At 69.5% G+C, this 11,139-nt stretch carries 13 protein-coding genes; 8 read left to right on the forward strand and 5 right to left on the reverse strand.

Annotated features, from left to right (window positions below):
- From ABF401_RS10845 to ABF401_RS10855, 3 genes are all read right to left on the reverse strand, one after another.
- A partial coding sequence (locus ABF401_RS10845; protein ID WP_353509577.1) for a nucleoside deaminase occupies positions 1-470 on the reverse strand: 470 nt, incomplete at its 3' end.
- Positions 467-1,219, reverse strand: coding sequence for an SAM-dependent methyltransferase (locus tag ABF401_RS10850; RefSeq protein WP_353509578.1), 753 nt, complete (start codon positions 1,217-1,219; stop codon positions 467-469). The genes ABF401_RS10850 and ABF401_RS10845, both read right to left, overlap by 4 nt.
- A gap of 4 nt (positions 1,220-1,223) precedes the next feature.
- On the reverse strand, positions 1,224-2,000 hold the full coding sequence (locus ABF401_RS10855; protein WP_353509579.1) for a maleylpyruvate isomerase family mycothiol-dependent enzyme: 777 nt from the start codon (positions 1,998-2,000) through the stop codon (positions 1,224-1,226).
- A gap of 101 nt (positions 2,001-2,101) precedes the next feature.
- Here ABF401_RS10855 and ABF401_RS10860 point away from each other — a divergent pair, with 101 nt between their 5' ends.
- Both ABF401_RS10860 and proC read left to right on the forward strand, forming a co-directional pair.
- Complete coding sequence (locus ABF401_RS10860) at positions 2,102-3,052, forward strand: proline dehydrogenase family protein (RefSeq protein ID WP_353509580.1); 951 nt, start codon at positions 2,102-2,104, stop codon at positions 3,050-3,052.
- 3 nt (positions 3,053-3,055) lie between these two features.
- Entirely contained in the window at positions 3,056-3,862 is an 807-nt protein-coding gene (gene proC, locus ABF401_RS10865; protein ID WP_353509581.1) for a pyrroline-5-carboxylate reductase, read from the forward strand.
- A gap of 103 nt (positions 3,863-3,965) precedes the next feature.
- Here the strand turns inward: proC and ABF401_RS10870 are convergent, their stop codons facing one another.
- Positions 3,966-5,447: a S8 family peptidase gene (locus ABF401_RS10870; RefSeq protein WP_353509582.1), complete on the reverse strand. Its 1,482-nt coding sequence runs from the start codon at positions 5,445-5,447 to the stop codon at positions 3,966-3,968.
- A 127-nt stretch (positions 5,448-5,574) separates the two neighbouring features.
- Between ABF401_RS10870 and ABF401_RS10875 the strand changes: the two genes are divergently transcribed.
- Both ABF401_RS10875 and ABF401_RS10880 read left to right on the forward strand, forming a co-directional pair.
- A complete protein-coding gene (locus ABF401_RS10875) occupies positions 5,575-6,057 on the forward strand; it encodes a GNAT family N-acetyltransferase (RefSeq protein ID WP_353509583.1) in 483 nt (160 codons plus the stop codon).
- A gap of 82 nt (positions 6,058-6,139) precedes the next feature.
- Positions 6,140-6,670 carry a GNAT family N-acetyltransferase gene (locus ABF401_RS10880; RefSeq protein ID WP_353509584.1) on the forward strand — a complete coding sequence of 177 codons (531 nt, stop codon included), beginning with the start codon at positions 6,140-6,142 and terminating at the stop codon, positions 6,668-6,670.
- A gap of 7 nt (positions 6,671-6,677) precedes the next feature.
- Here the strand turns inward: ABF401_RS10880 and ABF401_RS10885 are convergent, their stop codons facing one another.
- Entirely contained in the window at positions 6,678-7,346 is a 669-nt protein-coding gene (locus ABF401_RS10885; protein WP_353509585.1) for a potassium channel family protein, read from the reverse strand.
- A 54-nt stretch (positions 7,347-7,400) separates the two neighbouring features.
- Between ABF401_RS10885 and ABF401_RS10890 the strand changes: the two genes are divergently transcribed.
- From ABF401_RS10890 to ABF401_RS10905, 4 genes are all read left to right on the forward strand, one after another.
- On the forward strand, positions 7,401-8,597 hold the full coding sequence (locus ABF401_RS10890; RefSeq protein ID WP_353509586.1) for an acetoin utilization protein AcuC: 1,197 nt from the start codon (positions 7,401-7,403) through the stop codon (positions 8,595-8,597).
- Positions 8,598-8,784: 187 nt separating this feature from the next.
- Entirely contained in the window at positions 8,785-10,167 is a 1,383-nt protein-coding gene (aspS, locus tag ABF401_RS10895; RefSeq protein WP_353509587.1) for an aspartate--tRNA(Asn) ligase, read from the forward strand.
- 175 nt (positions 10,168-10,342) lie between these two features.
- Positions 10,343-10,543, forward strand: a complete 201-nt coding sequence (locus ABF401_RS10900; protein ID WP_331926903.1) for a helix-turn-helix domain-containing protein — start codon at positions 10,343-10,345, stop codon at positions 10,541-10,543.
- Positions 10,544-10,759: 216 nt separating this feature from the next.
- Entirely contained in the window at positions 10,760-10,858 is a 99-nt protein-coding gene (locus tag ABF401_RS10905) for a 30S ribosomal protein bS22 (RefSeq protein WP_003792170.1), read from the forward strand.
- Positions 10,859-11,139: the final 281 nt, after the last annotated feature.

Here is an 11,139-nt window from a genome sequence, read left to right on the forward strand (position 1 = left end):
GCGAACTCCTCGTGGAGCGCGCGAACCTCGTCCTCGAGCGCCCCAGCCGGACCATCGACCACCGCACCGGGCACGACCTCTCGGATCGGCAGCGCCCGCACCGGCGACGCCGGCATCCCCCACCCGGCCCGCCAGCCGGCCAGCTGCGCCGAGCTCGCCGCGTAGACGATCCTGCCCAGCCCGACCCAGCCGTGGGCGGCGGAGCACATCGGGCAGTGCTCGCCGGACGTGTAGACGGTCGCCGCAGCCCGCTCCTGCCGAGTCAGGTTCGCCCCGGCCCAGCGGGCAATGGCGAACTCCGGATGCTGGGTCTCTTCGAGGGCGACGACGTGGTTGTGGTCCTCGAAGAGCACGTCGCCCCGGCCCCCCACGAGCACCGATCCGAACGGCTCGTCCCCGTGCTCGAGAGCCAGTCGCGCGAGGCCCACGGCGCGCTGCAGATACCTCAGATCGACCTCGCTGAGCGTCATGCCACCCTCCCGGTAACCATCGCGAACGTGACGAACGCCCCACCATCTGCCTCGAGCATCTGCTGGACTGGTGAGCTCATCTGGCCCTTGAGCTCCATGACGGCCCGCTCCCACAGCAGCCAGTTGGCGCACCCGTCCGGCTGCGCCCGAGCCGTCACCGAGGTGAACGCCCGCGAGAACTCCCATTGGCTCCGCAGCCAGTCCGCGGTGTGCCAGGCAGCGGTCTCGGCGCCCACCACCGTGTCGATGTGGTCGGGGATCGCGCCGAGCTCGCGCACCTCGGTCGTCAGCGCGGGCGTCGCCACGCCGAGCTGCCCACCTCGCTTGAGGAACCCCGCCAGGTAGGGCGGGTAGTGGTCGCCCGTCCCGAAGTACTCCCACGCGTCGATGCTGACGATCACGTCGAAGGACGCCCGGCCGAACGGCAGCGCCCCGGCGTCCACGCGCATCGGCAGGACCTGCTCGCCGACGCCCTCCTTGGCGAAGACCTCGCCCGCCTCCGTCGGATCGACCCAGAGATCCACCGCCACCACATCGACTCCGTACTCCTTGGCCAGGAAGACCGAGGTCGCTCCCAGACCGGACCCGAGGTCGAGCACCCGCATGCCGGGCTCAAGGTCAAGGTCGGCGGCGAGGTCCTCGAGCAGCCACAGCGGGTGCGGGCCCATGTCGAGGTCGACGAGCCACTTCGCGTCGTACTTGTTCGACCGCGGGAACTCGCCCTTGGTCAGGTGGTCGAGCGCAGGCATTGGTTCACTTCCACGTGATGGTGACGAGGTCGCGCCACCAGGGGATGACTTCGGTGCCGCGGTTCCAGAGTTGGAGATAGAGGTCCACCGGGTGCCCGGCCAGTTCGCGGTCAATCGTGCCGTATGCCGCTGAGCTCGCTCCCTCGACCTGGGTCACCTCGACGGGGTGGTCGGGTCCCATGCCGAGGCGCCAGGCGATGGGGGAGTCGTCCGGCCGCACGAGCACAACCGTCTCCTCCGGAGGGTGGATGCCCTGGCTGCGGCGCGGGACGAAGCCGCGAAGCAGCTCGTCAAGGCCGTCGAGGGCCAACTCGGTGCTGATCCAGGTCTCCTCACGAGCGGGCGGCCGCCCGAGCCGCGCGGCAAGGGCATCGACCGCATGGATCGTCGTCTCGTGGCACTGCCGTCGCGTCCAGAACACCTTGGGGGCCGGGGCGTTCTTGAGAAAGACGAAGGCGGTGAGGTCGTCCGGTGCATCCACGAGGGCCTGGAGCAGGGCGGTTGCCCCCGCGTCGAACCAGCCCAGGAGGTCGGGCTCCGCCATCGCAGCCACCTCCAGGGCCTCGGGCGAGTCGATCGGGGAACCGCTGACGTGGCCGGCCGCCCACCGGTGCGCCATGCCGACGTGCGCGACGAGGTGGCGCACGGTCCACCCGGGGCAGGTGGGCACGGTGGCGTCGAGGCCGGCCGCCATCGCGTTGGCACGCAGCACGGTAGCGGCACGGCCGAGACCATCGCCCAGGGCATCCAGATGGGAATCGACGGGGTGGCGTGCGTCCATGCGGTGAGTCTGCCCCACGGCGGTAGGTTTGCGAGAGGGCGCCCCGACGGGCCGCTCGCACCAGCCAGCCAGTCCCACCCGACGACGACCGGGAGGTCCCCGTGGACGCCAGCGACCTGCTGCGCAACTCGCTCCTTCAGCTGTCCAAGCAGGAGAACATCCGCGACTTCGTCGAGAGGACTCCCGTGTCGCGTTCGGTGGTCAAGCGCTTCGTCCCGGGCGCTCGGCACTCAGATGTCGTCACTGCGGCAGGAGAGATCGCGGCGACCGGGCGGCTGTCGACGATCGACTACCTCGGCGAGGACACCACGGATCTGGCCCAGGCGAAGCAGACGCGCGACGCCTACGTCCAGCTCATCACCGCGCTCCGCGACAAGGGGCTCACCGAGGGCGGCACCGCGGAGGTCTCGCTCAAGCTGAGCGCCCTCGGGCAGGCCCTTCCCGGCGACGGCAACAAGATCGCCCTCGAGCACGCGCGGGACATCTGCACGCTGGCGGACCTCGCAGGGACGACCGTCACGCTCGACATGGAGGACCACACGACGACGGACCAGACGTTGGCGGCGCTCGGCGAGCTGCGGGCGGACTTCCCCACCGTCGGTGCGGTCCTGCAGTCGTACCTGCATCGGACCGAGGGGGACTGCCGCGACCTCGCGGGCACAGGTTCCCGCGTGCGGCTCTGCAAGGGGGCCTACCAGGAGCCCGAGTCGGTGGCGTTCCAGTCCCGGAGCGAGGTCGACAGGTCCTACGTCCGCTGCCTCAAGATCCTCATGGCGGGAGACGGCTACCCCATGGTCGCCACCCACGACCCGCGCCTCATCGAGATCGCGGGGGCCCTCGCGGCCCAGGCCGGACGCGCCGCCACCTCGTTCGAGTACCAGATGCTCTACGGCATCCGCCCGGAGGAGCAGAAGCGGATCTCCGATCGTGGAGACCAGCTGCGCGTCTACATCCCCTACGGCGAGGACTGGTACGGCTACCTCATGAGGCGGATGGCCGAGAAGCCGGCGAACGTCATGTTCTTCCTGCGCGGCCTGGCGACGAGAGGCTGAGCCATGGCGACCACCGCGATCTTCGGCGCCGGTGTCATGGGCGAGACCCTCCTTTCCGGACTTCTTCGCTCTGGTCGCGCCGCGGCCGACCTCGTCATCACCGAGCGCAACCCGGACCGTGCCGCGCAGCTCGCGGAGAAGTACCACGTGCGCGCCATGTCGAACCCCGACGCATCAGAGCTGGCGGACACGCTCGTGCTCGTCGTCAAGCCCCAGGACATGGAGGCCCTGCTCGACGAGATCCGGGACCACGTCCGCGAGGGGAACACCGTCGTCTCGCTCGCGGCCGGGATCACGACAGAGTTCCTCGAGGCCCACCTACCCGAAGGGACGTCGGTCGTCCGCGTCATGCCCAACACGCCCGCCCTCGTCGATGAGGGGATGGCTGGCATCTCGCCCGGTCGGCACTGCACCGAGGAGCACCTCCTCGAGGCCGAGGCACTGCTCTCGTCGTGCGGCAAGGTCGTCCGCCTGGAGGAGAAGCACCTCGATGCGGTCACCGCGATCTCGGGCAGCGGGCCGGCCTACATCTTCTACGTCGTCGAGGCGATGATCGAGGCCGGCGTCGTCCTCGGGCTGCCCCGGGCCACGGCCACCGAGCTCGTCGTCCAGACCCTCTATGGGGCCGCGACCATGCTCAAGGAGACCCACGAGCACCCAACCGTGCTGCGCGAGCAGGTGAGCTCGCCGGGCGGCACGACGGTCGCCGCGTTGCGCCAGCTCGACGACCACAAGGTCCGGGCGGCTTTCGTCAACGCGATGGAGGCCGCGGCCGCGCGGTCCAAGCAGCTGGCCTCCGGCCAGGTTTGAGCCCACAACGACGGCGAGTGTGCAGTTCCCGCCGTTCCGGGCGGGTTCTGCACACTCGACGTGATGGTGCCGTGGCCTTTCCTACGGCACGGCTACCAACCGGCTACTGGACGGCAGCGAGGGCGTCGACCTCCCCCGCTCCGTAGAAGCCGTTGCGCTGCCCACCGGAGCAGGTCGCGTCGTAGGCGTGTGGCCCGCTCGCAATGTTCGGAACCGGGTTGTAGACACCGGCCGGGCAGGCCAGCGGCTCCGCGGTCCGCTGGAGCAGCGACGCGAGGGCGCCGGGGCTCAGCTTCGGGTTGGCCGAGAGAGCCAGGGCTGCGACACCCGCTGCATGCGGGCCCGCCATCGAGGTGCCCTGCTTGTAGCCCCAGCCGTTCGTCTTCGTCGTCGTGTTGAACGTCGTCGACAGGATCGCGTCGGTGATGGTCGAACTGACCCCTTGGGTACGGAACCTCGTGTCACCACCGGGCGCGGCGACCTCGACGACACCCTGGCCGTAGGACGAGTAGTAGGACTTCTGCACCGTCGGGCCGGTCGCCGAGACCGTCACGACACCCGGGGCCTCAGCGGGCAGGTCCACGCAGGCGCCGGTGATGGTGCGGTCCTCGACCGGGTAGCTGCCGTCGTTCGGACTGCCCGAGTCGATGAACTTGTGCTGCAGGTCGACGTTGGAGTTGCCCGCCGAGGCGACGTTGAGGACGCCCTTGGACTGGGAGTAGCGGATGGCGCGCTGGATGGCCTGCCAGACCGGGCGCTGGCGCTCGTCATTGCGGCAGTTGAACTCCCACGGGTCGATGAAGTAGCTGTTGTTCGTGACGTCCATGCCCTGGTCGCCCGCCCACAGGAAGCCACAGAGTGCCGCCTCCGGGTAGATGAAGCCGTCGTCGTTGACGACCTTGACCGACGCCACCTTGGCACCCGGTGCGACGCCGGTGACGCCGACGCCGTTGATGGCCGCGGCGATGGTGCCGGCGACGTGGGTTCCGTGGTCAGAGGTCGTCGGGTTCCAGGCAGCCTCTGACGTGTCCTGGACCCCCCCGATGCACGAGACGCTCTTGTCCTTCGCGATCTGCGTGGCGAGGTCCGGGTGGCTGCTCGAGATGCCGCTGTCCAAGACCCCCACGACGACGCCGCTTCCGGTCGTCACCCCGTGCGCCTCGGCGACATGGATCTGCGGCATGTCCCACTGCTGGCCGTAGAGGGGCTCGCCCGTCGCACCGTTCGCCGTGACCTCGGCGGAGTCGACGGTCTCCAGGGTGGTGCCCTCGTCGAGGACTGAGCCGAGGCCCGTCGTGGCAGCGGCGGAGGCCACACCCGGCCCGGCCACGTCCTTGACGAAGCTCGGGTTCGTCGAGTGTGCGACGATGACGCCGATCTGGCGGTAGTCCGCCGCGACCGAGCCACCGGCGGCGGCGACCCGCTTCATGGCCTGGGCGGTTGAGTTGCCCGGCGCGAGCACCAGGTAGGTGGTCTCGGGTCCTTGCGCTGGCGCGGCGTTCGCCACCGAGGCGATTCCGGCCACGGAAATGCCGAGGACGGCCGCGGTCACGGCTGCCAGCGGTCTGAAGTGGCTGAGGCTCACTGAGTTGCTCCAATCGGGGAGACTGATGTGACTGCGTGCCGGCCGGTCGGGTCGACACGGACCTGAACTTAGTGGCGGATTGTGACCTACGCCACCTCAGGAGGGCGCGCTGGCTATCCTCGCCTACATGCACCTGCACGTCGTGCGCCCCGACGACTGGGAGAGCCACCGCGACGTCCGGCTGGAGATGCTCCAGGACGCTCCCGACTCGTTCTGGTACACCTACGCCGACGAGGCGGTCTACGACGAGGCGGACTGGCGTGAGCGCATCGAGGGCGCCTGGCTCGTCCAGGCACGCGATGCGGAGGGGGTCGTGGGCAGCGCCGGGCTGGGCTCGCACTGGGAGCCCAGCCGCGCCCGGACTGCCACGCTCTTCGGCCTCTACGTCGCGCCGCGTGCTCGAGGGAGGGGCGTCGGTGAGGCACTGGTGCGGGCGGTCCTCGAGGAGGCTCGCCACCTTGGGAAGGCCCAGGTCATCCTCGAGGTGGGCAGCCACAACGGCCCCGCGATCGCCCTCTATGAGCGGTGTGGCTTCGTGCGAACCGGTGCGACCTCGGCGCATCCTCGGCGCCAGGACGTCCACGAGCTCGAGATGGCGCACCCGCTCTGAGCGCGCCGCCCGAGAGTCCGGGTCGTCAGGAGTTCACCCACCCACGGGTGCAGGCGGTCGTGCCACATGCCATGGTGTTCCCATGAGCGAGATCACCGTGCGCCACCTGGGCGAGGATGAGTGGAAGGACTATCGGGCGGTTCGGCTCGAGGCACTGAACGAGTCCCCCGAGGCCTTTGTCGCCACGGCGGCCGAGGAGCAGGCCTTCGACGAGGCCCGTTGGCGCGCACGGATGCAGCGATCGGCCCGGCTCATTGCGGAGCGCGACGGTGCAGCGGTCGGAGTCCTGAGCGTCGGGACCGCACCATCCGACGAGGAGGGCCGGGCGGGTGAGCTCTTCGGCCTCTGGGTCAAGCCCGAGCTGCGTGGCTCCGGTGTCGCAACCAAGCTCGTCAAGAACGGCGCTGCCCTGGCCAGGCAGCGCGGCCAGAGCCAGCTCTACTACTGGGTCGGGACCGAGAACGGCCGAGCGGTCGCCTTTGCCAGTGGCATGGGATTCCGGCCGACTGACCAGCGGCGCCCCATGGGAGTGCAGTCCGAGGAGGACGGCGAGGAGGAAATCGCCATGGTCCTCCCACTCGGCGACGACCGCCGAGTGATCGGAGGCCGCTGAGGCGGGCTCAGGGCCGTGCCGCGAAACGCTCGATGAGCTCCGTCGGACCGCTGACGATGAGCACGTGGTGCGCCGAGACCTTGGTCTGCGGCACGGCATAGGTGAAGTCCTCACCGGGTGCCTTCACCCCGACGACGGTCACGCCGTACTTGCGACGGATCTGGCTCTGCTCGAGGGTGAAGCCGATCGTCTCCTGTGGCGGGTTGATCTTGACGATCGCGAACCCGTCGTCGAACTCGATGTAGTCGAGCAGGCGACCGTTGACGAGGTGCGCCACACGGCGGCCGGCGTCCGACTCCGGCGAGATGACATGGTGCACGCCGATGCGGTCGAGGATCCGCTTGTGCTCGGGCGAGAGCGCCTTGGCCCAGATGGACGGCACCCCCGCGTCGACGAGGTTGGCGGACGCGAGCACGGAGGACTCGATGGACGAGCCGATGCCGACGATCGCGATCTTCGGCTCTGCCGACCGGATCATGTCGACGGCGCTCGCCTGGGCCATGTCGGCGTGGACCACCTTGGCGAACTTGTTGACGTACGTCTCGGCCAGGGCATTGTCCCGCTCGACGGCGATGACGCGGTGACCGAGCTTGGTCAGCTCCAGGGCAACGGCCGCGCCGAAGCGTCCGAGCCCGATCACGAGCACGTCGTCCTCGAAGAGCTTGTTGCGCGCCACGGGTTTCCCTTCTCGACAGTCCGCGCCCAACGGTGACGCGATAGCGTCTCAATCATGCCAAGCCAGGCCCGCATCGTTTGGGACCCGTCGTTCACGAAGTACAACTTCGGCCCGAGCCACCCGATGGCACCCATTCGACTGGACCTGACGGCGCGGCTCTGCGAGGCCCTGGGCCTGTTCGACGCCCCGGGGGTCGAGGTGCGGGGTGCAGAGCCGGCCAGCGACGAGCTGCTCGAGACGGTCCACGACCCGGCCTACGTCGCGGCGGTCAAGGCTGCCTCGGCCGACCCCAACCAGGCCGACCCCGACCGAGGCATCGGCACGGAGGACGACCCGGCGTTCGTCGGTATGCATGAGTCGAGTGCCCGGATCGTCACCGGGACCGTCGACGTCGTGCGCGCCGTCTGGGAGGGCGAGACGAGCCACGGCGTCAACTTCACCGGCGGCCTCCACCACGCGATGCCCGACCGGGCGAGCGGCTTCTGCATCTACAACGACATCGCCATCGGCATCCAGTGGCTGCTGGACCACGGCGCCGAGCGGATCGCCTACGTCGACGTCGACGTCCATCACGGGGACGGGGTCGAGCGGATCTTCTGGGACGACCCGAGGGTCCTGACCATCTCCCTGCACGAGACGGGCCGGGCGCTCTTCCCGGGGACCGGGTGGCCGACCGACATCGGCGGTCCGAGGGCCGAGGGGTGTGCGGTCAACGTGTCCCTGCCACCGGGGCTGGCCGATGCGGGCTGGCTCCGGGCAATCCATGCCACCGCCATGCCGATCGTTCGCTCCTTCAAGCCGGACATCCTCATCACCCAGCACGGCTGCGACACGCACGCCGAGGACCCTCTGGCGCACTTCGCGATGACGGTCGACGCCCAGCGGTCCGCCGCGGACTCGCTCCACCGTCTGGCCCACGAGGTCTGCGATGGGAGGTGGGTCGCCCTGGGTGGCGGCGGATACGAGGTGGTGGGCGTCGTCCCACGCACGTGGACGCACCTGACGGCCATCGCGGCGCACGTTCCACTCCCGACGGCCACCGAGATCCCAGCGGACTGGCGTGAGCACGTCGAGCGCGCCACCGGCCGTCCGGCCCCGTTGCGCATGGGAGATCTGACGACCCAGGACGGGCCGCTGTGGTGGCGCTCGTGGGACCTCGGCTACGACCCGGGCAGCGAGGTCGACCGGGCCATCATGGCCACCCGAACCGCGGTGTTCCCGCACCACGGCCTCGACGTGCATTTCGACTGACGCTCGAAAGTGCAGTGCGAGCTGCTCCTTCGATCTGGCACCATGGCCGGACGGCATTGACGGGCCTGACAATCCTGAGCCGAGCAGGACAAGAGGCCGACCGCGATCCGCGGCGGCGAAGGTGCGGTGGCACAGCGACAATCCCCATCGCCCGCACCTCCGGGGCACAGCCCCAGGAGGTGAAGGAATGTCAACGGCACAACACTCATCACGACCACCATCCGTCGGCGCGGCGTCCCGCGTGCTCGCCCGTGACCTCGCATCCCGTCCCGACGGCGCCCCAGCCACGCTCGCGGGTTGGGTCCATCGACGCCGCCTGCTCGCCAGCGTGACGTTCGTCGTGATCCGGGACCGCTCGGGCCTCGTCCAGGTCGTGGCCAAGGACCCTGACGTCATCGCGGGCCTCGGCGCCCTCCCGGAGGAGACGGTCGTCGAGGTGACCGGCCGCGTGGTGCACAACCCGGCGGCGCCGGGCGGGGCGGAGCTCGTGGAGCCGGTCTTCACGCCGCTCACCGAGCCGGCCCTCCCACCGCCGGCGGAGCTCTGGCGACCGACCTTCGGCGCCGGGCTGCCGACGCAGCTCGACCATGCCGCGGTGACGCTGCGCCACCCGAGGCATCGCGCGGCGTGGCAGATCGCCAGCGCTTCCATGCGCGGGTTCCGTTCGGCCCTGGGCTCGCTCGAGTTCACCGAGATCGTGACGCCGAAGCTGGTCGGAACGGCGACTGAGTCCGGCGCGAACGTCTTCTCCGTCGACTACTTCGGCCAGTCCGCCTATCTCGCGCAGTCCCCACAGCTCTACAAGCAGATGCTGGTCGGTGTCTTCGAGCGGGTCTTCGAGGTCGGTCCGGTCTTCCGCGCCGAGCCGCACGACACCGTGCGCCACCTCGCGCAGTACACCTCGCTCGACGCGGAGCTGGGCTTCATCCGTGACCACCGCGACGTGCTTGCAGTCCTCCGGGCCGCCCTTCTCGGGATGGTGGAGTCGATCAGGACGTATGCCGCTGAGGCCGCTTCGCTCCTGGGCGTCGACCTGCCCCGGGTGCCCGACGAGTTCCCGGTGATCCACTTCCGGGACGCGCTCGCCAAGGTCGGGGCGAGCGTGGACGAGCCCGATCTCAGCCCTGCGCACGAGCGCGCGCTCAGCGAGTGGGCCCGAGCCGAGTTTGACTCGGACTTCCTTGCGGTAGAGGGGTATCCGATGGCCAAGCGACCCTTCTACACGGCACCCGAGGGTTACGACATGACGGTGCCACGCGGGTCTTCGGGGGGTGCACGGGGGGCGGAGCCCCCCGTGGGGTCGAACTCGTTCGACCTGCTGTTCCGGGGGCTCGAGCTGACGACGGGCGGGCAACGCCTCCATCGCCCGAGCGACTACGCCGCCGCCCTGGCCAGAACGGAGACGGACTCGGCGCTGCTGGCGGGGTATCTCGACGCCTTTGCGCACGGAATGCCGCCCCATGGCGGGTTCGCGATCGGCCTCGAGCGCTGGGTCGCCCGGCTGACCGGCGCAGAGAACATCCGAGAGGTCACCCTCTTCCCGCGGGACCTGAACCGGCTGGCGCCGTAGCTCGACGATTTTGGTCCGTTTTGGTCGGCGTGTCGCCTTGCGGGCGTAGAGACGCGGAGTCCGCGCCCTTTCCCTCCTGTCACATCAGCACCTAAGGTTGCCTAGTGCACCCGTGTGATGTTTCGCCGGAGGGGAAGCCGGCGACATACGTGTGTTTGGAGAGATCGAGGTTCACATGTCGAATGAGCGCCAGCTCAGCGAGGTGCGGTTCCTGACCGTCGCCGAGGTCGCCTCGATCATGCGCGTGTCGAAGATGACGGTGTATCGGCTCGTCCACGGCGGCGAGCTCCCGGCCGTCCGGGTCGGACGCTCCTTCCGGGTTCCGGAGGACGCCGTGCACAAGTACCTGCAGACGTCATTCATCGACACCGCGTGAGGAGATCGAAAGAGCAGCTTCTGCCCCGCCGCGCTCGAGGTCACCCGAGGACGCAGGGGCAGAAGCTGCTCTTTCGATCGGCGGGGCGGCTTTTGAGGTCGCGCCCCGGGACACGCTAGGCTGTGCACTCGGCTCGGCTCGAGGAGTCGACTCTCCCGATTGGCGGGCGGTCGGCGCAAGTCGGCACACTGCACCGTCAACGGATCAAGGACAACCATGGGCTCTGTCATCAAGAAGCGCCGCAAGCGGATGGCGAAGAAGAAGCACCGCAAGCTGCTGCGCAAGACGCGTCACCAGCGCCGCAACAAGAAGTGACCTGACCTCGATCAGGCCCGCGGGCGCAATGCCCGCAAACGCTCTCGACCCTCGCCGACGACGGTGAGGGTCGTTCGCGTTCTGCAGGCTGCGCGAACGTATGCGGCTGCGCCTCGGTAGGCTCCTGATGCGGGCGAGCGTAGGCCTCCCGCAGACCTGACGAGGCGCGGGACCGCGGCGACGATCCACGACAGATCCACGACAGGAGGAGCCGATGGCGAAGGTCGTGCTGGTGACCGGTGTGTCCCGGTACCTCGGTGGCCTCTACGCCCGGCGGCTGT

This window comes from Intrasporangium sp., from assembly GCF_040414665.1.
Classification (GTDB): domain Bacteria; phylum Actinomycetota; class Actinomycetes; order Actinomycetales; family Dermatophilaceae; genus Intrasporangium.